This is a genomic window from Bacillus cereus group sp. BfR-BA-01355 (assembly GCF_022663675.1).
GTDB lineage: Bacteria > Bacillota > Bacilli > Bacillales > Bacillaceae_G > Bacillus_A > Bacillus_A thuringiensis_S.
The window spans coordinates 1-25,410 of sequence record NZ_JAKUFY010000008.1 but is presented as its reverse complement, the minus strand read 5'-3'; the positions used below and the strand labels follow the sequence as shown (position 1 = coordinate 25,410).

The following is a 25,410-nucleotide window of genomic DNA, read 5'->3' as shown; positions in this document are numbered from 1 at the left end:
GTATTAAATGGAGAATTAGCAAATGTTCTACTTTCATTAAATTCACGTGAAGTTCACAGGGAAACGTTACATTTACATAGTTACATTTGAATTTAATGAAGTGAGGTATTCGGATTTGAAAAGAAAGAAATTAGTAATAGGTAGCATTTTAATGGGGATGACGTTATCTTTATCCGCATGTGGTTCATCAGATAATATTGTAACTACAAAATCAGGAAGCATTTCAGAAAGTGATTTTAACAAAAAATTAAAAGAAAACTACGGTAAACAGAATTTATCTGAAATGGTAGTAGAGAAAGTATTAGATGATAAATATAAAGTTACGGATGAAGAGGTAACGAAACAACTAAAAGAATTAAAAGACAAGATGGGCGATAATTTTAATACATATATGGAATCTAATGGTGTGAAAAATGAAGATCAGTTGAAAGAGAAATTAAAGCTTACTTTCGCTTTTGAAAAAGCTATTAAAGCAACCGTAACGGAAAAAGATTTTAAAGATCACTATAAGCCAAAGCTTCAAGTTAGCCATATTTTAGTGAAAGATAAAAAGACAGCAAAAGAAATTAAAGAAAAATTAAATAGTGGCGAAGATTTCGCGGCATTGGCTAAACAATATTCAGAGGATCCAGGTTCTAAAGAGAAAGGTGGAGAACTATCTGAATTTGGACCAGGTATGATGGTGAAAGAATTTGAGGATGCTGCATATAAGTTAGAAGTTGGTCAATTGAGTGAACCTGTTAAATCTTCCTTCGGATATCATATTATTAAGTTAACGGATAAAAAAGAGCTTAAACCGTATGAGGAAGAGAAAGAGAATATTCGTAAAGAATTAGAACAGCAACGTATACAAGATCCTCAATTCCATCAACAAGTTACTAGAGATCTGCTTAAAAATGCAGATATAAAGGTATCTGATAAAGACTTGAAAGATACCTTTAAAGAGTTAGAAAAATAATAAATGGAATGTAAGACAATCGATAGAAATATCGGTTGTCTTTTCCTCTATTTATCCCGCTATTTGCCGGGCAGTAAGACCCCCACTTCAAAATTCAGTGGAAGCAAAGAAGTTAGGCGGGGGCCCTGCTGCTCGTAAACGCCCGATTGGTGAGTGCTGATTACAGTTTCACTTTATAAAGAAGGGGGGAGTGGGAAAATACTTTCACACCTGCATTAAATTTTACTTAATAAGAAATCTTTGAGTTTCTCAACTTTTATATAGTAAAAGAGAACGAATAAGGGGAGGGAACATTTTGAGTAAAAAGAAAATGGCAATTACACTGTCAGCAATGCTATCTGCAACAATTATACCTAGCTTTACTATGGATGTGCATGCAGAGAAGAAGGAAGAGACTAAAAATACGAAAATTGAATTAGAAAATGGGATGACAAAGCCGATTTATTCTCTCGATGAAGCTATTATCGAAAATTTATATGTAGAGACAGAAGTTGATAGTGATCGCGACGGTAAGAAAGACAGAGTATCGATAAAAGTTATGCGTCCAAAGACAGATCCGAATGTGAAGGTTCCTGTTATTTATGAAATGAGTCCATATCGATCTGGATTAAAAGATGTTCCTGTATATAATGTAGATGAAGAATTGTATGCGTATGAAGGAAAACCGTATGGAGCAGTTAATCTTGGTTCGTATGGGAACTATTACGTGCCAAGAGGTTATGCAGTTATTCTAGGCGAAAGTATCGGTACTGGAAAATCAGATGGATGCCCTACAACTGGAGATGAACAAGAAATACTCGGTACAAAGTCTGTTATTGATTGGGTAAACGGTCGCGCGAAAGCATTTACAGAACAGGGTGAGGAAGTTCAGGCAAATTGGTCTACAGGAAATGTAGGTATGACTGGCGTTTCTTATAATGGTACATTACCAAATGCTGTTGCGACTACTGGAGTTGAAGGTTTAAAAACAATTATTCCAATCGCAGCAATTAGTAGTTGGTATGATTATTATCGTGCAAATGGTGCAGTCATTGCTCCAGGCGGATATCAAGGAGAAGATACAGATAATATGGCAGAAGCAGTACTGACAAGAAAGAATTCAGAAGTTTGTGGTCCGATAATGACAGAACTTACTGCTGGACAAGATCGGAAAACGGGTAATTATAACGATTTTTGGGATAAAAGAAATTATGTAAAAGATGCTAAAAATGTAAAAGCGAGTGTATTTGTTGTTCATGGTTTAAACGATTGGAATGTTAAAACGAAACAGTTCGCACAATGGTGGGATGCTCTTGGAGAAAATGATGTACCTCGTAAAATGTGGCTACACCAAGGTGTTCATGGTGGGACATCTGTCTGGTATACTAATAGCGACATAGATGCATATAAATAAAAAGCAGGAGCTTGTTTCAAACAAAAGCTCTTGCTTTTTATAGATTTAGTTGCAGGAAAACTTTACCGTTGAATATGGAAAAGTTTTCTACTACAATCGATTCATAACAACTCTTTTTTCTCATTTAGAAATTGTATGTAGAAAAGGAGTTGTTTACAGAATTGTTCTCGTTGAGATTCATTTAGGCCTGCGAAAACCGTTTGGATCTCATTGAGAATGGTTTTTAACTGTTCTTCAGATTCCGGAATATTTCTTCCTAAAAGTGCATCGACCGATGTGTTAAAGAAATTGGCGATACGATCTAAAGATTTTAAGTCGGGTTCGTTAAAGTTGGTCTCTAAGTTACTAACCTGACTACGACTTAATTGGACCATATCTCCAAGTTCCGCTTGTGTTAAAGAACGATTTGATCTAAACTTTTTTAAATTTTCTCCAAATGTGTTCATGCCTATATTATAAATAAGGCATTATTTTTAAACTATAAATACCAAGAAATTTGGCTTAAATACAATATTTGATAATTTTTTTGGATAAAATCAGAATATGAACCGGAATATTTGTTCGTTTAGTGGTAAGATATTTTTGTGGGAATTCTGAAAGATTTAGAAAAAACTTTCTCAATATGGTTTGAGAAAAGAGTGAAACGAATGTTCTAAATTTTATGATAAGATAAAAATAATAAAATAAAAGAGCAAAAAGACCCACGGCGTTACAGTAGTGCCGCCGCACTACTGCAACGTTTTACCCTAGTGTATGTAGGGAAAACCTTCCATGAGTCAGCCTCAAGTATATCATACTTTAAAAAGTTTTAAATCCATATGGAACGTTTTCTTGTTGAGAAAATCAGGGGCTGTGTCTTGTGTTCTATTTAGGAGGATACGGATGAGGGCTTTGATGAATGAAGTGAATAACACGATCCAGTCAAAAAATATGAGTACAAGAAAGTTAGCGAAAGATACAGGTATTAGTAGAACAACAATCACAAATGGTCTGTCCTTTGTAACTGGAGAAATGAAATTTGACGTTTTTGAAAAATTGGTTCGTCATGTGTATAAAAGTCCCATAGAACAAACAAGAAGGATTAAAGATTTTATTTTAAAATGTGGAACTAGCTTGAATGTAAGAAAAGGATTGAGTTATTGTCAGGTTGCAGGGGAATATGACCTGATAGATATGTTAATCGAAAAGTTCAAAATGGAAACAAAAGATCCGGATTTCAAAAAACTTCAAAAAGATGTGCGTAAATATTTAAATGTATACAATCTATACAATCATCGTAATATGAATCGGAAAAAGGGACAAAGTCTACTAGAAGAAATATACAAAACGCGTGTTTCATCAGATTTTGAATGTCAGGTATTATTAAATACATTACTAATGGCAGCAGAATATGATAAACAAAGGTATAGTGCTATGTCATCATACGCGGAAGCTGCGGAAGCTTATATTGTTAAGATGGATAACGGTTATATTAAAGATTGTTTACGTATGCAGCATATGGAACGAATTGCTTATACTCAGTTGCATGCCAATGAAATTGATAGCTGTAGAGCTACGTGCCACGCCATTATAAATTCCGAATTGAATTTCACAGTTGTAAAGGCTACAGCATATTGTTGTTTAGGGGAAAGTTATATTTTTGAAAATCCATTACTGGCAGAAAAATATATTTTGAAAGCTATTCAATGTCTTGAAGGTATAAGTTCACCGAAAGGAACTCAAAAATATAACTCTTTTAAAACGACGCTTGCCTTTTTATATATCGAGTTCGGATTTAATTTAGATAATATTGATTTTGATTTTATTAGTGATGGTGATCTTGCTTATTATGAGTGTTTATATGGTGATAAGCAAAATGGTTATAAAATTTTTGAAAAGCTAAAAGATCAAGATTTATCTGCTTTTCAAATGTACTATCTTTCTAGAATTGAAAATGATACAATAATTGCGAGGGAATCTTTAGAAAAATTTGAAAAAACGGGAAATATAATATATGCGCAACTTCCGAAGCGCATTTTAATAACTGAAGGAGTGTTGTAAAATGAAAAAATTTTTAATCACTACATTATGCGCACTTGCGTTATCAATTGGAGTTATCGGTGCTGGTGCAGATCAAACTAAAGATTTAGGTAAAGAAAAAGCTACTGTACATACTAAAGAAGTACAATTAATGATGGTCGATCCCGGTGGGATGTAATATAAATGAATATTTAAAAAGACGCTACTTATAGTAGCGTCTTTCGTCTTTTATAGGCGTGTCACGTTTTTGGAGGTTTCGGAAAAATTATACCACTTGATACATATTTCACAAACTGGTAAGGATGAAGGGGAGGAAATAAGGTGAAAAAAGAGAATGCAAAACAAGAAACAAAACGTTTAATCGGGGAATTATTCAGTGCTGAAAATGTAAGTTGTGATATGAATTATCTGATGGAGGAACTTTATAATCAAGGACAGATTACACAGGAGCAGTACAATCAAATTACAACTATATTGCAACAAAAAAAGGAATAGCATCTGGCTAATCCTTTTTTACTTATTGCTGCTTTCTTTGTAGGAGTTGTCTTAATAAAATATTAGCGATTTCAGCTTGCTCATCAGTAATTTCTACCCCATCAGAATGAAGTCTGCCTTGATCTAAAAAGTCTTTTACATTAAAATTAAGACCGTTTGGATTTTCTGTTCTTCCTAAGATGAAGTCTGTAGTAGTATCAAATATGTCTGCTAACTGTACAAGAACCTCAGCGTTTGGTTTTCTTTTATTTGTCTCATATCCACTATACGTAGAATCGTTTTTACCAATACGATCTGCGACTTCTTGCATTGTCCAACCGCGTCTATTTCGTAAGAATTTTAATTGAGTTCCTATATCCATACTTTTTACCCCCGTTAAATTCTTTTTTATATTTTTCATCGATTTTATTTTTTATAAATTTTATAAAAATATATAAAACGTTTTTTATTTTTTTGATGTTATCTATATATAAGATAACACTTTATGGCACAATTACACAATGGAAAATATACGCATATTGCAAGTGAAGTTTTTAATTATTTGGATAAATTTAGCTTAAAATGGATAAAACACTTTAGAAAAAAATCAAAATACTACTTTACTTACTTGCAAAACGCCAGTATAATAAAATTTATTAAAGGTTGTCTGGAGGTGGACATATGAAAAGAACTTGGTTAGCTGATTTACGTGGTAAAAAACGTATGTCACAGGTGGCTCTAGCAGATAAGGTTGGTGTGACTCCTGGACATATTGCAGATTTAGAGACTGGTAGACGTGATCCAGGAGGAAAATTAGCCTTGCAAATCGCAATTGTACTTGGGTTCCCTATGGAACATTTTTATTTACCTCATTACTTGCGAAACGCCAGTGAGAAAAAGGTTAGACAATCGTTTGAACTGGGGTTCCCACCAAAAGAAAAATTTTTAGAACACTATCCTCATTACGTAGATAAAATTTCAGGGGGCTGAGAAGTGTGGGGAAAAAGAAATCAGGTTTGTATATTGGGGAAGAAACTTACGGGGGTCGGAAAATTGAAGATGTGTTTAAGGAAGTATATGAACACTATTTCAATGTCAAAGTAAAGGTCACAAGAAAGAAAAAAACAGAAGTAAAGGCAAGTTAAATCATTGAAAGGAGGTGATACACATGCAACGGTACGTGACTTATGCGACTCGATTAGTAAAAGCAAAAGACGTAAAAGCTGTATGTTGCGAAAGTAAAAATTACTTCAAGAATGGCTCAGAAGAACAAGCAGTAAACAGCATGTTAAAGCTAACAGAAAGGAGTGAACATGTTGGCCAACATTAACGAGATTTTCGTAGAAGGTTTCCAGTCACATACAAATAGCCATTTTAATTTAGGAAACGGACTGAATGTAATTACTGGACCATCAGATAGTGGTAAAACATCCATCATACGAGCAGTTCGCTGGGTAGCATTTAACGAACCTCAAGGTGAGGCTTTTGTAAACGAATCAGTTGGACAGGCTACTGTAGCGATTCACATGGATAACGGCATTATTATTTCAAAGCACCGTAGAAAAGGAAAAACATCGTACAGAATCCAAACGGATCCAGGCGATGCAGGAAGTGTATTTGAGAAGTCAGGGGTACCGGAAGAAGTAAAACAATTACTCAGTATCACAAAGCAAACATTTGGGGATTTTGTTACTGCTTTAAACTTTGCATTCCAGCTTGAAGCACCTTTTTTAATAAGTGAGACACCATCATCGGGTGCGAAAGTTCTAGGTAAGTTAGCAGGAACAGAAGCTGTCGATCTCGCGGTAAAAAGTGTTTCAAAAGATACATACGCAGCAAGGCAAGAGAGGTTACTAGCTGAAAAAGAAATTGAGAGATTAGCAGGTAACTTACTCGAGTACTTGGATGTGGATGATAAAGTACAGCAGTTAAAAACAGCTGAAAGTTTGATGGAACATGTAGAAGAATTGCATAAAAAGAAAGAGGTACTGCAGCAACTACAAACTCAACAACAGATAGCATTTGAAAAATTCCGTGTAGCGTTTGTTGAGGATGAGAGACTCTCAAAAGTGCCGGCTCTTATACAAATACTTGAAGAAACAGAAAAAGACCAGCAGCGTCTGCAAACACTACTGGACTTACAAAAAAGATACGAGTCACTGTCCACCGCCAAGAAGACATTGACTGAAACACTAAAACAATTTGATGGATTAGTAGAAGTAAGTAACTTGTTACAAGATTCTACTAAATCCGAAGAAATATATTCTTTGCTTTCTATCTTATCACAAAACTATAAGAAGTATAGTCAAGTATTAAAAGAAGCTCAATTACAGGTCGAGAGGTTAACTGTAATTGCAAACATTAATGTAGCTGTGATTGAAGAGGAAGTAAAGAAAACAGATGAGTTAAAGAAACTCTATGTACAACATAGCTTGGTTAAACAACGCTACGAAAAAACAAGTAAGGATGTAGAAAGATTATCTGTACCTGGTAATGCGTCAGATCAACTACAAGAATGCGAAACAAGTATTACACAACTAAGTCAAATAAGTGTGCTCTTACAAAAATACCAGAATATACACAATTATTATATGAGCTGGACAAGTCGTGTGGAACGTTTAAATGTTCCGAGAGAAGTGGTAATACAGATTGCAAATGCTGAGAACAATGTCACTCATTTAGCTGAATTAAAAGAGTTGTTACGAAACTATATGATCTGGCATCAAAGAGTACGTCATAGTACAAGCACATTGGAACTATATGAAAAGCACATTGAAAATTACACAAAGGAATTGGAAGAGACATGGAACGAGGCTGGTGGAGTTTGTCCGCTATGCGAATCGCCGATGTCTTTTGAACATTCTCATTGAGGGGTGATTAGTGGTGATTGATACGGAAAAAATGAGCGATTTTTTACAAACAGCTGAGAGGCTGAATAATTCATTAATGGAAATTAATGAGATTATTGAAGCTTTTGACGATACATCTAATGTTTTAAAAGTCTCACTATTTCATAAAAAATTTAATGAGAATTTATTAGTGAGTGAATCAGAAAGTATAGGAGAAAAGACTATTGATTTTGCTATCCGACCAACTGTGTTGGCCTGTTTAAGAGATCAAAAGAAGTTTTTTGAATCAGAGCTACAAAATTTACTATCAAAACAATTTGAAGGGGGAAATGAGTAATGGAATTAAAACAACGTATTGAAATTGCAAAAGCAAATTTAAAGAAAGCAGAAACAGCAAAAATCCAAGCAGAGGCGGAAAAGTCTTCAGCTGAAAAGCAATTAACGGAAATCGCTGAACAAATGGCGCAGTACGGGGTAACGCCTGAAACGATCCAGGAAGAAATCAATAAGCTTGATACATCAGTTAAAGAAAACCTGGAGCATGTAGAACGACTCATCCCGCAGGTATAAGGAGGCTACTTTTATGTACGAGCTTCTAAAAGCAAGAGCGGATATCCGTCAGGCAAGCGATAAATTGAAAATGAAAATCGGTCAACGTGATTTGTTAGTTAAGCAACAAAAAAGCGCAGAAGCAAGAAAAGCAAAAGCTGAGGAGCAACTTGGGGAGTTTGATTTAGTGCAAATTCTACTTCAGAAGACAAGCGATTATGCAAGGCAGCAAGCAAAACGTCGTATAGAAGAAATTGTTACGTCAGCCCTTACAGTTGTATTTGACAAAGACTACAGATTTGAAATTGAAATTGCCGTAAAAGGTAATCAACCAGTAGCAGAGTACTGGTTACAGTCTGAAAATGTAAGAACGCAATTAAAGCCACCTGATTATGATCGCGGCGGTGGTGTAGCGGACGTAGTTAGTCTAGCGCTCAGATTGGCCGTAGGAGAGATTAGTGGTGTAAGAGGCCCATTATTCTTAGATGAGGTTGGAAAGCACGTGAGTCAAGAATATGCTCCGAACGTGGCGTACTTCTTGAAGGAATACAGTACAAAATTTAAACGTCAAATCATTTTAATTACGCACAGTACTCACTTGGCTGAGATAGGTGACGTAGCACTTGGTGTGACTCAAAAACAAGGGAAAAGCGTAGTAACTGCTTTATAGAAAGGGAGATTTGGATATGTGTATTAAATGTTTTTTAAAAGAATTAGCTGCGGGAGTAGAAGTGAAAGAGGAAGTTGTAGGTAAAGCGACTGAAGAACAGGTTCGTGAATTAAGTAGTATTCGAAAAGAAACGGAAGCTATTAAGGAAACTGTAGCAAAGGAATTAAAGGCTGAACTTAAACCGATTGAAGAAAAATATAAAAAGAAATTAGAAAGTGTAACAAAAGGATTGGAAGAAAGACATGATGCAGTTTGGGCTGCTATCCACACTGAATTAGGTGTAAACGGTGAGGTTGACTTAACATTAGATGCTAAAACAGGTGAGGTTACGAAACAAGTTATAAAGAAGAAAGAATCAAGCAACCTTCACTAATGCACCATATTGTTGATGGGGGTATTACCTTAGATACAGCGTTACGAAAAGTACGAAAAAGCAGAGGTGAGAGTATGAAGTTTCTATATTTCGGTGATCCACATATAAGAGGTACGAATCCTCGTAACCGTAAGGATAACTACAAAGAGGCATTAATCGCGAAATTCCGTGAGATTTTTTCTTTAACAAAATACAAAGGTGTGACCGCAATTATTCAACCTGGAGATACGTTTGATAGACCTGAGGTTACGACAAGTGTGTTACTAGAGTTTGCAAAGGTACTGAAAGAAAGTCCAGTTCCGATCTATACGACAGCCGGTAATCATGATATTTACGGGTACAATCTTGCAACGTATGAAAGGACAAGCCTTAGAGTACTGGAGTTAATCGTTCCACAGCTTACAGTCATTAATGATCCTGGACAAGCTCATATGTTTCATCAAGATGGTAATCATGTACAGCTAACATTTACACCATACAGTGACCGAATTGATAAAGCTGGATATGGTTATTCTCCAGAAGTTATTGAAGATTATAAGTCAACAAAAATACACGTAGCACACGGCATGCTACTTGATCACGATCCACCTTTTGACCGGTACACAAAAGTACAGGATGTAAAAACAGAGGCGGATTTGGTTTTGTGTGGCCATGACCATACAGGTTTCGGTATCTATGAACGTTCTGATGGAAAAGTGTTTGTGAATGATGGGAGCCTGACACGATTATCAGCGTCAGAGGCTGAGATGCGAAGACAGATTTCTGTTCTTCTAATCGATGTGAAAGCACCCCGTGTTTTTGATTTAGAACGGATTCCGCTTCAAAGTGCAAAACCTGGTGAAGAAGTACTTGACCGTAGCCGGATTGAAGCTGAGAAGAAACGAGCGTATGCGATGGAGGAGTTTGCCTCATTAATTCAAACGGAAACAGGAGAAGATGTGCTAGTTGATATTAATACGATTGTTGAAAGTATAGCGAAGACAGATTGTATTAATCCTGATGTGGTGGAAATAGCGTTAACAAAAATAGCGGAGGCAAAGGAGGGATTACGAACGTGATTGTTACTAAACCGCAATTTGATGAAAACGAATTAGGTGAAGGTACACCGGTGCAATTATGTATTTCTAGTAAAAAAGAGAAAGACTGTAAAACAAATTGGAACGGTATTGTAGTTGGTTTTACTCCTCTAAAGTTGAAGGTTGCTGGCTACACACCGAAGTGGGCTTTAGATATCGAAATTGTAGAAATCAGTATTGACCAGGTTTTAAAAGAAAAAGTATCAATTGAAAAATTGGTTCGACCGATACGTTGCACATATCCTGAGGAGGTTTCAATAAATGACTGAATTAAATAATCAAATTCGTAGCTTACAAGAAGTCCATGGGAAAGAAAAGTTACTTGCTGCCGCAACTGAAATTTTAGGTAAGAAAGTACCGACTGACTACGTTCGAGTATTAGATCCACTTGAATTACAAGCATCATTACAACAAATAGATGCTGCAGTACAAGATGTTCTTGAAAAAGGTAAGGCGCGTGAAGAAGCTTATGGAAAGAAAGCCGAACTAATTAAACAAAAAGTGAAACTTAAAACAGCTGTAGAGTTAAAAGAAGCTGAAGCATTTATGCAGATTCAAGGTGAAGGCCGTAACCAATACGCTTATGTGAATGATCAGAAAGTAGCTCTAACGAATGATACGTTACGTGATGCGTACCGTCTGCATTACAGCAAAGAAGAACGTCAACAACTTACAGACGTAGAGCAAGAGTTGGCGTCCATTGATATCAAAATTTATCAAACAAAAGACGCTTGGGAAACAGCTAAAGAATCAGCGGATCTTGTAAAAGCAAAAGCTTATGTACAAGCGAATCTACTGAAGTTTTTGGCATAGGAGGTTGCTATGGATCCAAAACAAACAGCAATGAGGAATAAACAGCGTGAACGTCAACAACGTGGAGATGACTTCCAAGTTGAAATCAGAAGAAGCTGGAGGCATGTTCCTAATGTATGGCGCATGAGAATAGCGGATGGTGCAGGTGCAACCCGTCCAGGCGATGAGATTGTACTAACATCTGAAGTAAATATATTAGCGGAAATGAAACGTACAGAGAGTCGTAGATTTTCACTAGATTATATGAGACCGAATCAGATTATCGGTTTACGAGACTTTGATCAAATTATTGAAAAGAATTTAGGTTTAGTGTTTATCAGTTTTCTAAATGAAAGCAAGGGGCTCGACGAGGCTTACGCATTCAGACTTATTACAGCTCTTATTCATATGAAAAAACGAAACGTGAACCATATAAAACTTGAAGAATTTCAAAGTCAGACGGTTCCCTGTGTACCACTTCCAAGACTTACATACCACGAACCTTCTTACGATCTATCGGGGGTGCTAGCTTGCTACAAATCTTTGTAAAACACAACATCCGAATAAGAGGTGCTAGTACACCTCTTAAGGCAGCAATTACTAAGGCGCTAACATTTGATAATCCAGCGTATTTGAAAGCAAAAAAACAACGTAGACCAACATGGGGCGTACAAGCAAAACTTGAATTGTTTGTATATGACAGAGGCGATATTGTTACGCCTCGAGGTTTCTTGTCAAAGCTGGAAGGGGTACTGAAAAACTTAGGCTACGACCCAAGTAAAGTTATTACCTCACAGATTTCATATGGCCGAGATGTTAGTTTCGGGGAATGGGATGACGGGTTTGTATTAAAAGAGGACCAGACACCGATGGTTGAAGCACTTATGCAAGAAAACGGAATAGGTGTAGCACCGGCTGGTTCAGGTAAAACCGTAATGGGAATGCGCTACATTTACGAAAAGGGTAAAGCAGCATTATGGCTTACCCATACAAAAGACTTAATGTATCAATCCGCAAAGCGAGCTAAGGCTACAATGCCTGATATCGGTCGTATCGGATTTTTCGGTGACGGCGTACATGACTGGGGAGACGGTAAACTAATCGTTGCTACAGTACAAACCTTGCAGCGAAATCCACAAATAATCGATGCACTAAATGCTTTTATCGGGACGGTAGTAGTGGATGAAGCCCATCACTTTCCGGCAATACAATTCATTGAAACAGCTGGGAAGTTAACGGCTGAAAATGTGATCGGTCTCACCGCAACACCTTCCCGAAAAGATGGATTAGAAATCTATATGTACAACGGTGTAGGTCCAAAAGTGTATGAGATTAGCAGGGACGGAATGTATGAAGCTGGGAGACTGGTAAAACCGACAGTGAAATTCGTATATACCGAGTTCAATTACGAGACGGCAAGTAACCGTAACGAGATTGATAGTGTGGATGCTGGTGGAGAAGATCTTGATTACACAGATCTAATAAGGCACCTCATTTCTGATAAAAAGCGTGCGAAGTTAGTTGCTGAGAATATTGTTGAGTCTGCAAGTTTAGGGCCATCCATTGTTATAACAGAATCAGTTCGCTACTGTTTCGTACTTGAAGAACTCGTAAAACGAATGGCAAAAGCAAGATTCGGTATCGATGTTAGAACAGCTGTAGTACACGGAGGTATTAGTCGTTATACCTGGAGAAAAGCAAAAAGCGAAAAACATGCACAGCAGCTTATCAATAGTGGTCATGCGGTAGATAAAAAGCAAGGTAAGTACGGTTGGCAGGTAAAGGTTGCTCAGTATTCAGAAAAAGAAATTCGTGAATGGCAAGTAACAAAACAACAACGTAAAGATATTTTAGAAGCTTGCGACCGAAAAGAAGTAGATATTTTGTTTGCCACTCAGTTAGCGCGTGAAGGACTGGACATGCAGCATTTAGTAGTTGGTCACATGGTAATGCCGAAACGTGGTGACTCCCGTGAGAGTAATAGTGGTTCATCAGTAGAGCAAGAAATTGGACGTATCATGCGTCCAGATCGGAACAATCCGGATAAAGAAGCATACTGGTTCGATTACGTTGACTACAATGTTGGAGTATTTAAGGACCAATATCACAGCCGTAGGAAAGTATACAGCAGAATCGGGTTAACGGTACCAAGAAAGCCGAAAACAGAACGCGATACAGTGGCTGACTTCTTAAATGATATGCCTTGGTGAAAGGGGTGATAACGATGGAAAAGTACGAATATGTGGGTGCGCTTTATGAAATCACAGAACTAATTGCTTCAGCGAAAGAGGTGAAGTAAGTGGGTTTGAAAGAAACAGGTCAAAAAATCGTTAAAAAAGTGATAAGGGTGTTTGCAAGAGGATCGGTTAAAAGTTTATCTCTTCAACGAGGAATCCCGATAATGGTTGAGGTTCCGGAATACGATTCGAAAGATTACGAGATTTCGTATAACAGAAAAGTAACTTATCGAAAAAAGAAAAGCCAAGCAAAACGAAAAGCATGGAAAAAACATGGCCTACAGGGGCGCGGGAGGAAAAAATAATGACACAAGAAACAAATCAAAATGAAGTAGTGGTACAAAATAACGCGGTGGCGAAAAGAAACGATGGCAGCAATTATATTTCAGCAATTTTAGAAGAAACAAAGCAGGGATTTGTTGAAGCGAATAACGGTCTTGATATGGATTTCGTCCGTATGGGCGAGTGGTTAACGGTTAACAAGAAAGGGAATTTCGTAGAAAAAGATGATGAAAATGTAATGTACGGCGACAATATTGATGTAGTAATCGGATACGGTGAGCAACGTTGGTCTGTATGGGGGAAACAAGATTCTCCTGAAGATGGTCAGTTGATCGTGGCGGAAAAAACAAAAGAAGATGCGGAAGTTGTATTCAATCAATGGCTAGCTGAAAACCCTCAAGCAGAAGAACGTTATGAATTAGATGATATTCAACTTCGCTATATGGCGTCAGTTGTTCCAGTATCAACGTTAAGCCCAGAAGACTTCCCTCGTATCTACTTAATGAGCTTTAGCCCAACAGACACAATTATTTTCGGGCGTTTTGCGATGAATGTGTATACAGGGAAATATAAAGCTCTAGGTGTTCCGTCTAAATTAGGTGTCAATAAAATTGTTACACGCTTAGTAACAACAGAACGTAAAAGTCGTACAAACGCTAGTAACCAATGGATCGGTATCGACTTCCAGCCTGTTGGTGTATTTAAACCAGAAGATTACGGAATTAACGTAGAAGACACTGAAAAAGCTTCAGAATAATTAAGGAGGGCGTCTACAAATGGCAAAAAAGAAAGATAAAACAAGTGAGTATCAATATGTAGACGCATGGTACAGCAATCAGAACGGTAGAAGCATTCCGTGGAAACGAATCCCTTCCTCTGAAGTGAAGCAATTCCAAACGGGAGAGGCATTCAATTTCAATTGCTTTGCTACAGTTCAACGATTTGCGAACGACACAAAAGTAAAGGGGGAGGCATTTATTGCTCCCTTATATTTTGACCTTGACCATGCGGAAGACCCATCAGTCAGCCAAAAGGATGCAATAAAGCTGGTGGAATTTTTTACGAAAGAGATGGACATTCGTGAATCGGATATGTGGATTTACTTTTCTGGATCAAAAGGATTCCACATCTTAATAAGCTCCGATGCGCTCGGTATTGAACCGAGAAACGACCTTCATAAAATCTTCAAACATATGGCTGGGTACTTAGTACATAGACTAGGACTCACGTCACTAGACCTTGTGGTGTATACAGAAAAGCGGATGATTCGTTTACCGAACAGTATGCATCAAAAAACAAACCTATTTAAAACAGAAATTAGTGTAAATGAGTTAAACAAATTAACACTGGAAGAAATTAAAGATTTAGCGAAATCACCAAGACATGCTGACGATCTACCTTATACGGCAGAAGAACGTAAAAAGACAATGAAATACAGACCTCGTACGGGGTATTTACTAATAAATAAGACAGAAGAATATGAGCAAGCTGCAGCAACGAGTGCTCGTAAGTATGCGAAAGAAGAATTCCAGTTTAAGAAAGATAAACCACCGGCATGTGTAGTTGATATTTTAAATGGTGGCTGGAAAAAAGACGGTGACCGAAACCAGGCAACAGTACAGCTTGCATGTTACTTCAAAGATGCTGGCTACACGAGAGAAGAAACAATGAAAGAGCTGGAAGACTGGGTGCTTAAATTTACATCTGAGGATAACGAGTATGGTAAGCAACAACGTGTTGCGAATACGAGAAGTGTTATCGATGCGGTATACAGCGGTGATAATACATACAAATTTGGTTGCGCGTTTATTCGTTCACTACATGGCGAAAAGAAACCAGGAAGCAAAGATTATGAACGTGTAGCGTGTGCTGGTGATATGTGTCATTGCATTAAGAAGAATGCTGAGGAAGAAGAAAATGCAAAGTTACTTCATTTAGCAGAGACAGGCAATGCGGATCTTACTGGAAAGCTTGTAAAAACACGTGTCATGGTTGCAGGGAAAAAGCATACACCTTACATCATTCCGAAAAACATTGAGTACCATTGCTGGGGCAGAGAAAGTTGTAAAAAGGTACATTGCCCTCTATACGACATCCATACACATACAGGATATAAAGACCTGGGCGTAAGTGATCGGGAAGTTATTCAAATGACAGGTGTAGGTGACGATAATATAAAAGGCATTTTACGAGAAATATCAGGCATTCCAAATTGTCCGAAATACAATACAGATATTTTAGAAAACATGAATGTGGAAGAGTTGCTTGTAATCCCGATGGCTGAAGAAGATGACGAAAAACAAGAGCAGCATAAAGGGAATTATGTACTACGAAAAGTGTACGCCGTAAATGGACTAAACGTAAGTGAGAATAAGTACTACGAATTAACAGGTTATGTATACCCACATCCAAAGAATCAGGAGTCAACACTACTTGTAAAGAGTGCGGTACCGCTTCAGGATGTGGTTGAAAGTTTTGAGCTAAATGAACAAGTGAAAGAAGATTTAGCAACATTTCAGCCGGCAGATTATACAGCAGAATCAATTGAACAGAAACTAGGAGCAATTTGTAACGATTTAACGTACAACGTAACACACATCGTAGAACGTGATGAGACATTACTTGCAGTATTGCTAACACTTCATAGTGTTTTACGTTTTAAAGTACCGTGGGATTTAAATCCGTTACGTGGTTGGGTGGAATTAAAAATAGTAGGTGACACAGGTACTGGTAAGTCTGCTCTCATTGAAAAAGTAATGAAATATGCAGGGCTTGGAACACGCGTGAATGCGGAAAGTACTTCTCGTACAGGTCTAACGTACAAGATGGAACAATCTGGTGCTCAAGGTGCATGGTACATCGTTTGGGGGGCATGGCCGTTAGCGGACAAAGAAATGATTTGGATCGACGAAGATACAGGTATTACGAAAGATGATTATGGTGAAATGACGCTTGCTCGTTCTGACGGGAAGCTGGAAGTAAAACGAGCTGTAACAGCTGAAACACCTTGTAGAGTACGTGCCATCATGTCAGGGAACGTACCGAAAGGGAAACGACTTGCTGATTACTCTCAAGGCGCAGAAAGTTTAAAAGATATTTTTAATAACGAGGATATACGTCGTTTTGACTTTGCAGTTTTTATGAGAGCGAGTGATGTGGATCCTGAGTTGTACAACCAAACGCTTGCTACGTATCCATCGATTATACAGAAGGATACTTTGAAAAATAACATCTTATATGCTTGGTCACGTAAGCCGGAGGACGTGCTATTTACAGACGGTACGATTGATAAAGTACTGGAAGTTGCGACAGACCTTGCGAAAGTATATGGAAATGCGAATGACATACCACTTGTTTCTCCTTCAGATCAGCGGAATAAAGTAGCTCGTTTAGCAGTAGCACTTGCATCACTTACACATTCAGTTGATGAATCAGGTGAAAGAATTCAAGTTTGGCCGGGACACGTTGAGTTTATTGGGGAGTATTTAAAAGCTTTATACAATGCTCCAGGTTGCGGCTTAAATTACTATGCTCGTTTAGCAATAAAAGAGGAAGAAATGACAGAAGAAAGATACCAGAAGTTTACGGCAGATCTTAAGAAAATCGATACGTTAACAGGTGAAATGAAGTTCTATGAGTTTATTAAACTATTTGCTCAGCAGAAGTACTTACGACTTGGTGACGTTGAAGCAATGCTTTCTATCGATAAAGAAGAAGCGAAAGCAATCGTAAATCAATTAGCAAAAATGAGGATGATCCTTTTAACAAGTGGTGGCTATCGAAAAACGCCGCGCTTTAATGCATACATTGCGTATTGCATGAAGAAAGGTCTCTTTGATCATATACAAGATGAGTACTACTAATTATATGGACAAGCACTACAAATATGACTGGAAGTGAAAATATGAAACTCGGAAGTTTATTTGGAAGACCTAAAACATTAGCAAGTAGTAAAAAACAGGTACCGGTAAAAGAATCAAAGTTAGCGGTAGAGATGGAAAAAAAGAAAAAGCCGGGACAATTCGATATTGTTTGGCCAAAAGTGGAACCGCAGCAAGTGAAAGATTATAAAGCAATTCTTACAGTCTCAGAGTTAAAGAAATACTTAGAACGTTGTATACAAACAGGTAAAGTAGGATTCGACTGGGAGACTGCAGCAAGCAAAGAAATTAGAGCGCATTATAAAAAGGCGTTTGAAGATATAGAAGAAGCACGTACTACAGGGAGTATCGATGATAAAGAAGCGGAAAGCCGAAGTGAGAGCTTAGAAAAAGCGTATTTAAAAACACCATTGGATCCGTGGAAAGGTGAGATTTGTACGGTATCGCTGTCAGCGGCGGCACACGAGTCAAGAGTTGTTCCAATCTCACATAAAGTTGGCCAAGTATTTGAACCAAGTATGGATAGAGATGGAGCTAGGAAATTGGTTCTAGATTTGCTTGATGAATACCTATTTAAAAATGAAAAGGTATTAAAAATTGCGGTCAATTTGTCTTTTGAAACGAAATATGCAGCGAAGTACGGTAAATACATTTTAGGAAAAGTGGCAGATCCATTGATTATGTGGATACGGTGTTTACAAATCGCAGCACCTCAAAAGATTAATAACCCGAAAAAACCTACAAGCGGATGGGGTTTAAAACCAGCTACGAAACACATTTTTGGTGTAACAATGAACGACTTTTCAGCCCTTTTAAAGAAATACAAGGTCAATTTCTTTGACGAAATTGACGCGAGTAAAGGTGAAGGGCTGCTTTACTCAGCTGAAGACTCGGATTATGCTGTGCAGCATTACGGATATTGGTCTCAAATTGCAGCTCAAATTCCGCGATATAAGGAATGGCTTCATAAGATTGAAATGCCATTCACACGTGTTATCGGCCTTATGGAATATTGGGGGATGAATTGGGATCCAAACCTTGCAACGCAAAAGAAACAAGAAGCAGAAATTATGCAAGAGCAAGCGGCTGAACGTATTAAACAAATCGCGAAAGAAACGTTCAATATTGATATAAATACCGGTAAATCAGGTAAAACGAACGAAGTGAAAAGCTTAATGTTTGATTACTTAAAAATACCGATTGCTAAATATGGAAAAACAGGCGCGAGTCTTGATCAAGAGGCGCTTATCGATATGGCATTTATGCTTGAAAACAAGCTGAACGATATCGACGAGGAAAAATACCTCGGTGTTTCATTACCTGAAAATTGGGAGAATATCGATCCGGAAAAGGATCCTACTTTAGATAAGCTAGAACGCGGAGCGATTCGTATCGCAAAACGTGAACCGCATCCTTATAAAGAACAGGCACTAGAAGTTATTGACCAGCTAAAGAAAATACAAAAATACACGACATTACTTTCTTCGCACATCATAGGACGTGAAAAGTACTTGAACTTTATGAGTGGACGGATCCATGCAGGGTACAGTCCATTCACAGAAACAGGACGCTTAAACAGTTTTAATCCGAACGGACAAAACGTTCCTAGACCTGATAATGATGAGTTTAAGATAAGAAATTTCTTTGTACCTAAACCAGGAAAGATATTATTCTTCATTGACTTCTCAGGGTTCGAGCTTCGCTTAATGGCATGGAAATCAGGTGACGAGGTCATGACGGAGCTATTTAATACAGGTGGCGATATGCACCGTAGAACCGCATCTGTAATGACTGGAAAGTCTGAGGATGAAATTGTAAAGAAAGAACGTACAGATGCCAAGGCGGGCAACTTCGGTAGAGTAATAGGGCTTATGCCGAAGTAAAACTCACTCAAAACGGGGAAGGCTAAGGATTTTTGTCTATGTTAATCCCGTGCTGCCTTAACCGGTAGTGTATCGACTTATAATAAGCCGGCTAGGTATTTGCCTAAATCAATCGAGCTTATTTATACGGTGGGATAACGGTGTTATGGAGGTGAAGAACTTGGGAAGAAACGAAATCGTATTACATAAAAATTACGCAGAACTTATTCTCTATGATAAACAAGGAAACGAAAAAGCTAGAACACAAGTTGATCTGGAGGATATAGAGAAAATTAATGTGTATAGATGGTATGAAAACTGTGGTTACGCAGTTGCTCGCATAAAAGGAAAGCGAATAAAACTTCATAGGTTTGTTTTGAATTATAAAGGTCCGCTAGAAGTAGACCATATTAACAATAATGGACTAGACAATAGAAAAAGTAATTTGCGAATTGTTACCCATCAGATAAATATGACAAATCAGAAGACGCGTTCTGATAACACATCAGGCGTTACTGGTGTTTATTGGTTTAAGACTCGTAATAGATGGAAAGCCGAAATCACAGTAAACGGGAAAAAACGTCAAATTGGTTATTTTAAAACGAAAGATCAGGCAGTAGAAGCGCGTAAAATAGCTGAAGCCCTGTATCGCAAAAACACCGTTATAAGGTATAGTCAGCACCCGTAGAAATACGGGATTAAGCGATAAGTTATGGAGGGACAGAGTTTGCTCTTCAGCTCACATTTAAAACAAAGTATATGATTCGTAAAACATTAGACGAATGTGCACAAATTGTAAATGCTGTTAAAACAGCATACAAACGCATACCGGAGTATCAGCGCAAGATTGTTTTAGAAGCACGGGAGCAAGGTTATGTGCAAACGATTTATGGATATATGCGATTACTACCTGGCATTAACAGCGCAAATAGAAGAGATCGTGGCTCAGCTGAAAGACAGGCGGCGAATACACCAGTACAAGGTAGTGCCGCTGACATTATGAAGAAAGTACAAAATGAAATTTATGAATCTATCGGTAAACAAGAAGGCGTACTTGCTCATGGTAGTGTCGATATGATTGCACAAATTCACGATGAAATTATTTTTGAAATAGATGATGATCCGGAAATTGTAGTTGCAGTAGAAAAACAAATTAAACAAGTTATGGAGCAACCTCCAGTACCAGGATTTCCAGTTCCGATTGAGGCAGAAGGAAGTGTAGGTTATCGATGGGGCGAGAAAATGAGTGTTGAGTCCTGGCTTAAACAAAGGGAGGAATAGCATGTGGGAAGAGGAGAGGGACCACGTAAATCATTATTTGCGAAGCGTCATGCAACAGCATTACCACGTGTAAAGCCGGCAAGAATTGTAGGAAGTATTGCTGGAGAACCGTACAACATGGTTTGGGTAGTAAGTTCATTAAGAAAAGATAAAAAGACTGGTGTCCTAGACCCAGTACCACAAGATCCATACGCAGAATTACTATTCAGCAGTTGCCTTAAAAAATGGAGGGAAGACGATGAACGTCTTGAACCGTCAACAACGCCGGGCGAGTGAACGTGAGAGAAAGAAAACAAGGGAGCGGCAAAGTTTTCACAGGGGTGAAGTGCAGCAAGTATCCCTTTTATCGTATAAAGATGGCCGAACATTAGCATTACGTGCAGTAAAAGAAGTGTTAGGTTTGGGTTCAGTACGTTTAGAACGTGTACAGAAGCGATTGGAAGAACTAGAAAACGAGAATTTCAATGAACTATTTTTAGAGCATTTAAGAAAATAAAAAGCTGTAGGAAGGGTGTGTGATTGTGGGTGGTAGACAGCAAGGAAAGGGGTACGAAAATCGGAAAAGTGATAGAAAGATGGAAAGATTAAAACGTGAAATGGTCAAGCAAAAAAGGAAAGTAGCAAAAGGTGAGCCACGAAAGGCGGTAGTGTATTTGGACAATTCGGAGCAACAGTTAAAAGATGTGATGCAAGAAAATCTTGATTTGCAGTTAGCAGTTGATTTATACAAATCGCAAGTGAAAGTGAAAGATAATTACGCAAAGCGTGTATTGAAAGAAAATAACGAATTACGGGAACAGATTAAAAATTTACGTAAAAAGTCTATTTCATTATTTATTTCTTATATGGTGGTAGCGATCATTGTTAGCTTTGTGATCGCTAGATAAGGAGGGAGCGATTGAAATGTCTGTGGTGAAAGACAATGAGTTTTGGAAAGAAGTGTATTACTACATGGAAAAGCATGATTGCTACAAGGATGAGGCAGTTAAGGTGGTGGAGGTTCAGTTCAATAATAAGAATGAGAAAAGAGTAGAAATTATTGAAGCTGTAAAAGAAAAGTTGATTTGTGCGGGAATACCTGAAAAGGACTCTTTAAAATTCGCAGAAACTGCACCCTTTGTTAATTCCTTAACTGGTGCCAGTGTAGAAAGAATGGTGAGAAGTTTTATAGATTTGTTTAAAAAAGGGGAGCGTGCAAAACAATGAACATCATTCATTTATTCCATCTTCAAAAAGACCTTGATAACAAGATTGTGGAAAAACGTAGTTTACAAAACGTTCCATTGTTTCAAGAAAAGAAATTATCATTTCGTGATGAACTAAGTGAATTGCTTCATATGTGGCGCGGTCATAAGTTTTGGAGTGAAAATAACAAGCCGATTACAAAAGGTGTACGTAACAAGGGTCAAATGATGGAAGAAGATAAGGAGTACTACAATCCGTTATTAGACGAATTTGTTGATGCACTTCACTTTGCTTTATCGATTGGATTAGAACGTGAATGGAATAAATATATCGATGCCTTTGTAGTACGTAATAGCAAAGGAAATACAAAAACAGAAATTATCGATGTGTTTAACGATTTATATGAGAACAAATTATGGACTGCCGCACACTACATGACCTTGATGAATGACTTGGCGTACTTAGGTGCAGCGCTTGGATTTTCGGCTATTGAAATTTACAACGCATATATTGAAAAAAATAAAATCAATCATGATCGTCAGGCATCCGGGTACTAAAAGGAGGCGAAATGGTGGGGAAAGTTATTCTTTGGACAAAAGAAGAAATAGCGTATCTGGAGGATTCCTGGGGGACATACAGCATTAAAAGTATTGCGAAGAAGTTAGATCGCACTGTAAATGCCATAAAACTAAAAGCAAATCGTATAGGGTTAAGTGATCCACGGTTACATTTCAATGGGCTTACAGTGCTCCAACTAGCAGATGTATTACAAGTAAGTTATAAAACAATCGAATCGTGGTATCAAAGGTTTGCATTTCCTATAAGGCTAAAGCTGTTTGTAAAAACACAAAAAGTAAAAGTTGTTTACTATAAGGATTTCTGGGACTGGTTAAAACGACATAAACAGGTAGTTGATTTTTCGAAGGTTGAATATGGGATTTTAGGACCTGAACCAGAATGGATGAAAGAGAAACGTGATGCGGATGCGTATAGAAGGAAAAGAGAGAGAGAGCCTTGGACCAAACAAGATGAATTATTACTAAAAAGTATGGTCAAAGCGAATTGTTATACGTATTTGTATATCGCGAAACGTCTCCAGCGAACAGAAAGTGCAATAAAGAAAAAACTGGAGGAGCTTGGGATCTTCGAGAGACCTTTAGATAGCCAGGCATCTTATACAGAAGATGAAATAAGAATTAGTTTAGACCTATTTGAAAAAGGTTACGCGGTAGATGCAATTGCAGAAAGGTTTGGGAAAAGCGCATTAACACTTGTTGGTTACTTAGAAAGTAAGGGTTATCGATTTAGAGCGAAAATGGTGATAAAACCTGAGAATGCTGTGGTTTAGATTTCCAATAAAAAAGGCTAGGATTTCTCCTAGCAAAAGAGTTATGTCGTACAGAAAGGTAGTTGTGTGCAAACCAGGTGTTTGCAAGTTCATTATATAACGTTTCTTGGGTAGATAGATTGAATCATAGCAATCTTTACGTAGGTTTTACAGGATATTGAAGTTTTTGATAAAGACCAAATTTGAATTTTATAGAAAAAGAGCAGCTAGCAAAAGCTAACTGCTCGGTTGATTAAACGTAGAAAATTTGACATTCACTTTATAGTATTGGGATGTGTGAACGCTATTTTTAATTAAATTGGATCAGGGGGATATATTACAGCAGAAAAACCGCGGTTTCTGACTTGAGCAGATGTTATAGTGTCACTTAAATCCCCTATATTCGCTATAACTCGATAATGAACCGGATCGATTGGTAATACTGGGTCCGTTGGATGATCTACCCATGTAAATGTGGAGTTAAAAGAATATATCATATCTATATTAGCACCTACTTCGTATTTTCCGGATACAAGTGTATCTGTCAGTAACACATCATCACGGAATAACTGATACGTAATAGCATCTACGTTAAAGGATGTGTCTTCATCTGCACCTATTTGAACAAGAAGTTCTGTACCGATTGTCGCGTTTAATAGGACTTTGTCACCTTTATTTTCTATAGGGACAAAGATCTCCATAATTAGAATGTTATTTGTATTTGGTGGAAGATCTATAGAATCAGGTTCTGGTGCAAGGGGAGTGAAAAATAGGGCCGGTCCAGTAGGCCCAGTAGGTCCAGTAATGCCTGTGGGTCCTGTAATGCCCGTTGAACCAGTAGGTCCGGTGTTACCCGTCAGCCCTGTATTCCCAGTCGGCCCAGTTGATCCGGTAGCTCCAGTAGCACCCGTTGAACCAGTGGGACCAGTAGGACCAGTAGGGAATTGAAAAGGTTGCATAGGTGGAAGTGTAGGTCCAATAGAACCGGGATTTAGTGCAGCGGAGGATAAAAACTCGTCCAATATAATTCACCTCTAATAAATTCGTATTACTTATAGTAAATGCAATGATAGAGAAAAGTGAAATGGACAAGCGGTTGTATTTTATAAATTAAACAAAATAGTTATTTTATGGCGAAAAAATAAAAGAACCCGTTTGTTATAAACGGATTCTTCCCACAAGGTGTGCAAGAAATTCAAGGTAACTGGACCAGAGCCACCTGTGGAATCTCTTGTGATAATAATGTATGCAAAGAAATCAATAAGGTTGATAAAATTCTTATTTAATAAAAAAATCGCGTACAAAAAATGTACAAGATTATCTAAAAACTTTGTCTTGTATGCTCATTGCATTCTACGTTTATTGTATGTAAAACGTGATACATTGCAATACATTAAAAGAGCACTTTTGACAGTGCTCTCTGACCAAAACTAATATTGAAAAAGGATACCCAAGATATTATATGTATGTTTTTTAGATAGGTGTTGTTTTAAAACAAAATCTTTTTTGCACAACAAAGCAGCTAGTTAATAAAACTAACTGCTTGTTGTACAAAAGAAAAGCTGCGCTTACAGAAATAGTTTGTAACTTTAAGTTACAGAAATAGTATGAACAGAGTTGAAAATGTTATTCGGAAATAAAAGAAAACAAAATAAAAAAGAGCACCATGCATAAGTGCTCTTTAAGATAGGAGGTAACACTTTGAGCTGGATGGTTAGGTTAAAAGTATATGATGTAGAAAAGGAATAAGACCTAAAACTTATTTTTAACTCAATACAAAAGAGCAGCTAGCATAAGCTAACTGCATTGAGAAATTTACACCCATGAATTTAAGGAGTACAGAATCTCATGGTTGAGTATAGTATGGGCCAAAATTCTAGGTTTATGTAACAAAAATAAAAAAGAGCAGCTTTTTATAATAACTGCTCTCTGTTGTGAATTACAACCTGGGTAAGAAGCAGATTGTATTGTGATTATTATTGGCAGAATATTGAATTTTATTCAGTTCTTTAACAAAATCCTTATTGTATTGAACAAAAAACATGCACGAAAATTGTGCATGTATAATAAAAAGCTATGTCTTGTCTATGTAAATATATGTTCGTTTTAAGAAAATGGTGAGTGCTTTTGAAAAAGCAAAGAGCACCTTTTAAGGTACTCGATGGCTAATTCTGAAATGATTATGATTAATGTATGTATGTT

At 37.4% G+C, this 25,410-nt stretch carries 30 protein-coding genes and 3 pseudogenes; 30 read left to right on the top strand and 3 right to left on the bottom strand.

What is annotated here, in order from left to right:
• The first annotated feature begins 115 nt into the window (after positions 1 to 115).
• Entirely contained in the window at positions 116 to 958 is an 843-nt protein-coding gene (locus MR167_RS04375) for a peptidylprolyl isomerase PrsA (protein ID WP_242314043.1), read from the top strand.
• Positions 959 to 1,253: 295 nt separating this feature from the next.
• Positions 1,254 to 2,312 (top strand): annotated as a pseudogene (locus MR167_RS04370) (CocE/NonD family hydrolase); the annotation flags it as partial.
• Between the two features lie 140 nt (positions 2,313 to 2,452).
• Here MR167_RS04370 and MR167_RS04365 read toward each other — a convergent pair.
• Complete coding sequence (locus MR167_RS04365) at positions 2,453 to 2,797, bottom strand: helix-turn-helix domain-containing protein (RefSeq protein WP_242314041.1); 345 nt, start codon at positions 2,795 to 2,797, stop codon at positions 2,453 to 2,455.
• A 448-nt stretch (positions 2,798 to 3,245) separates the two neighbouring features.
• Here MR167_RS04365 and MR167_RS04360 point away from each other — a divergent pair, with 448 nt between their 5' ends.
• From MR167_RS04360 to MR167_RS04350, 3 genes are all read left to right on the top strand, one after another.
• The gene (locus tag MR167_RS04360; RefSeq protein WP_242314039.1) at positions 3,246 to 4,391 is read left to right on the top strand and encodes an AimR family lysis-lysogeny pheromone receptor; all 1,146 of its coding nucleotides are present in this window, start codon (positions 3,246 to 3,248) and stop codon (positions 4,389 to 4,391) included.
• 1 nt (position 4,392) lies between these two features.
• Complete coding sequence (locus MR167_RS04355) at positions 4,393 to 4,548, top strand: hypothetical protein (protein ID WP_170953283.1); 156 nt, start codon at positions 4,393 to 4,395, stop codon at positions 4,546 to 4,548.
• 143 nt (positions 4,549 to 4,691) lie between these two features.
• Positions 4,692 to 4,865, top strand: a complete 174-nt coding sequence (locus MR167_RS04350) for a hypothetical protein (protein ID WP_042597759.1) — start codon at positions 4,692 to 4,694, stop codon at positions 4,863 to 4,865.
• A gap of 22 nt (positions 4,866 to 4,887) precedes the next feature.
• Here the strand turns inward: MR167_RS04350 and MR167_RS04345 are convergent, their stop codons facing one another.
• Positions 4,888 to 5,226 (bottom strand): helix-turn-helix domain-containing protein, encoded by a 339-nt coding sequence (locus tag MR167_RS04345; protein WP_042597762.1) that lies wholly within the window; start codon positions 5,224 to 5,226, stop codon positions 4,888 to 4,890.
• 299 nt (positions 5,227 to 5,525) lie between these two features.
• Here MR167_RS04345 and MR167_RS04340 point away from each other — a divergent pair, with 299 nt between their 5' ends.
• The 25 genes and pseudogenes from MR167_RS04340 to MR167_RS04220 all read left to right on the top strand — a co-directional run bounded on the left by MR167_RS04340 (position 5,526) and on the right by MR167_RS04220 (position 23,229).
• Positions 5,526 to 5,834: a helix-turn-helix transcriptional regulator gene (locus MR167_RS04340; RefSeq protein ID WP_242314037.1), complete on the top strand. Its 309-nt coding sequence runs from the start codon at positions 5,526 to 5,528 to the stop codon at positions 5,832 to 5,834.
• A gap of 5 nt (positions 5,835 to 5,839) precedes the next feature.
• Complete coding sequence (locus MR167_RS04335) at positions 5,840 to 5,989, top strand: hypothetical protein (RefSeq protein WP_170952489.1); 150 nt, start codon at positions 5,840 to 5,842, stop codon at positions 5,987 to 5,989.
• A gap of 23 nt (positions 5,990 to 6,012) precedes the next feature.
• Positions 6,013 to 6,174: a hypothetical protein gene (locus tag MR167_RS04330; RefSeq protein WP_170962308.1), complete on the top strand. Its 162-nt coding sequence runs from the start codon at positions 6,013 to 6,015 to the stop codon at positions 6,172 to 6,174.
• Positions 6,158 to 7,714 (top strand): AAA family ATPase, encoded by a 1,557-nt coding sequence (locus MR167_RS04325; protein WP_242314035.1) that lies wholly within the window; start codon positions 6,158 to 6,160, stop codon positions 7,712 to 7,714. Before MR167_RS04330 ends, MR167_RS04325 begins: the two co-directional genes overlap by 17 nt.
• A 13-nt stretch (positions 7,715 to 7,727) precedes the next feature.
• Positions 7,728 to 8,030 (top strand): hypothetical protein, encoded by a 303-nt coding sequence (locus tag MR167_RS04320; RefSeq protein ID WP_242314033.1) that lies wholly within the window; start codon positions 7,728 to 7,730, stop codon positions 8,028 to 8,030.
• The gene (locus tag MR167_RS04315) at positions 8,030 to 8,263 is read left to right on the top strand and encodes a hypothetical protein (RefSeq protein WP_000421150.1); all 234 of its coding nucleotides are present in this window, start codon (positions 8,030 to 8,032) and stop codon (positions 8,261 to 8,263) included. The genes MR167_RS04320 and MR167_RS04315 overlap by 1 nt, the downstream gene beginning before the upstream one ends.
• 13 nt (positions 8,264 to 8,276) lie before the next feature.
• Complete coding sequence (locus MR167_RS04310) at positions 8,277 to 8,912, top strand: chromosome partitioning protein ParA (RefSeq protein ID WP_242314032.1); 636 nt, start codon at positions 8,277 to 8,279, stop codon at positions 8,910 to 8,912.
• A gap of 16 nt (positions 8,913 to 8,928) precedes the next feature.
• Complete coding sequence (locus MR167_RS04305) at positions 8,929 to 9,285, top strand: hypothetical protein (RefSeq protein WP_242314030.1); 357 nt, start codon at positions 8,929 to 8,931, stop codon at positions 9,283 to 9,285.
• Positions 9,285 to 10,343, top strand: a complete 1,059-nt coding sequence (locus MR167_RS04300) for a metallophosphoesterase family protein (RefSeq protein WP_242314028.1) — start codon at positions 9,285 to 9,287, stop codon at positions 10,341 to 10,343. The genes MR167_RS04305 and MR167_RS04300 overlap by 1 nt, the downstream gene beginning before the upstream one ends.
• Positions 10,340 to 10,630 (top strand): hypothetical protein, encoded by a 291-nt coding sequence (locus tag MR167_RS04295; RefSeq protein ID WP_242314027.1) that lies wholly within the window; start codon positions 10,340 to 10,342, stop codon positions 10,628 to 10,630. Before MR167_RS04300 ends, MR167_RS04295 begins: the two co-directional genes overlap by 4 nt.
• The gene (locus tag MR167_RS04290) at positions 10,623 to 11,174 is read left to right on the top strand and encodes a hypothetical protein (RefSeq protein ID WP_242314025.1); all 552 of its coding nucleotides are present in this window, start codon (positions 10,623 to 10,625) and stop codon (positions 11,172 to 11,174) included. The genes MR167_RS04295 and MR167_RS04290 overlap by 8 nt, the downstream gene beginning before the upstream one ends.
• Before the next feature lie 9 nt (positions 11,175 to 11,183).
• The gene (locus MR167_RS04285) at positions 11,184 to 11,702 is read left to right on the top strand and encodes a M48 family metalloprotease (RefSeq protein ID WP_242314023.1); all 519 of its coding nucleotides are present in this window, start codon (positions 11,184 to 11,186) and stop codon (positions 11,700 to 11,702) included.
• An 83-nt stretch (positions 11,703 to 11,785) separates the two neighbouring features.
• Entirely contained in the window at positions 11,786 to 13,363 is a 1,578-nt protein-coding gene (locus tag MR167_RS04280) for a DEAD/DEAH box helicase (protein ID WP_242314074.1), read from the top strand.
• 89 nt (positions 13,364 to 13,452) lie between these two features.
• Entirely contained in the window at positions 13,453 to 13,695 is a 243-nt protein-coding gene (locus tag MR167_RS04275; protein ID WP_242314021.1) for a hypothetical protein, read from the top strand.
• Positions 13,695 to 14,429: a hypothetical protein gene (locus MR167_RS04270; protein ID WP_242314020.1), complete on the top strand. Its 735-nt coding sequence runs from the start codon at positions 13,695 to 13,697 to the stop codon at positions 14,427 to 14,429. The genes MR167_RS04275 and MR167_RS04270 overlap by 1 nt, the downstream gene beginning before the upstream one ends.
• Positions 14,430 to 14,448: 19 nt before the next feature.
• A complete protein-coding gene (locus MR167_RS04265) occupies positions 14,449 to 17,535 on the top strand; it encodes a DNA primase small subunit domain-containing protein (protein ID WP_242314018.1) in 3,087 nt (1,028 codons plus the stop codon).
• Between the two features lie 23 nt (positions 17,536 to 17,558).
• Positions 17,559 to 19,421 (top strand): annotated as a pseudogene (locus MR167_RS04260) (bifunctional 3'-5' exonuclease/DNA polymerase); the annotation flags it as partial.
• 175 nt (positions 19,422 to 19,596) lie between these two features.
• A complete protein-coding gene (locus tag MR167_RS04255) occupies positions 19,597 to 20,103 on the top strand; it encodes an HNH endonuclease (RefSeq protein ID WP_242314014.1) in 507 nt (168 codons plus the stop codon).
• 17 nt (positions 20,104 to 20,120) lie between these two features.
• Positions 20,121 to 20,696: pseudogene (locus tag MR167_RS04250) on the top strand (DNA polymerase); the annotation flags it as partial.
• 3 nt (positions 20,697 to 20,699) lie between these two features.
• Positions 20,700 to 20,972 (top strand): hypothetical protein, encoded by a 273-nt coding sequence (locus tag MR167_RS04245; RefSeq protein WP_242314010.1) that lies wholly within the window; start codon positions 20,700 to 20,702, stop codon positions 20,970 to 20,972.
• The gene (locus MR167_RS04240; RefSeq protein ID WP_242314008.1) at positions 20,935 to 21,192 is read left to right on the top strand and encodes a hypothetical protein; all 258 of its coding nucleotides are present in this window, start codon (positions 20,935 to 20,937) and stop codon (positions 21,190 to 21,192) included. Before MR167_RS04245 ends, MR167_RS04240 begins: the two co-directional genes overlap by 38 nt.
• Positions 21,193 to 21,217: 25 nt before the next feature.
• Complete coding sequence (locus MR167_RS04235) at positions 21,218 to 21,583, top strand: hypothetical protein (RefSeq protein ID WP_242314006.1); 366 nt, start codon at positions 21,218 to 21,220, stop codon at positions 21,581 to 21,583.
• Positions 21,584 to 21,599: 16 nt separating this feature from the next.
• Positions 21,600 to 21,902 (top strand): hypothetical protein, encoded by a 303-nt coding sequence (locus tag MR167_RS04230; RefSeq protein ID WP_242314004.1) that lies wholly within the window; start codon positions 21,600 to 21,602, stop codon positions 21,900 to 21,902.
• Entirely contained in the window at positions 21,899 to 22,438 is a 540-nt protein-coding gene (locus MR167_RS04225; protein WP_242314002.1) for a dUTP diphosphatase, read from the top strand. The genes MR167_RS04230 and MR167_RS04225 overlap by 4 nt, the downstream gene beginning before the upstream one ends.
• An 11-nt stretch (positions 22,439 to 22,449) precedes the next feature.
• On the top strand, positions 22,450 to 23,229 hold the full coding sequence (locus tag MR167_RS04220; RefSeq protein ID WP_242314000.1) for a hypothetical protein: 780 nt from the start codon (positions 22,450 to 22,452) through the stop codon (positions 23,227 to 23,229).
• Between the two features lie 293 nt (positions 23,230 to 23,522).
• On the opposite strand, the gene MR167_RS33155 is transcribed toward MR167_RS04220, so the two are convergent.
• A complete protein-coding gene (locus tag MR167_RS33155) occupies positions 23,523 to 24,230 on the bottom strand; it encodes an exosporium leader peptide-containing protein (RefSeq protein ID WP_276575826.1) in 708 nt (235 codons plus the stop codon).
• Between the last annotated feature and the right edge of the window lie 1,180 nt (positions 24,231 to 25,410).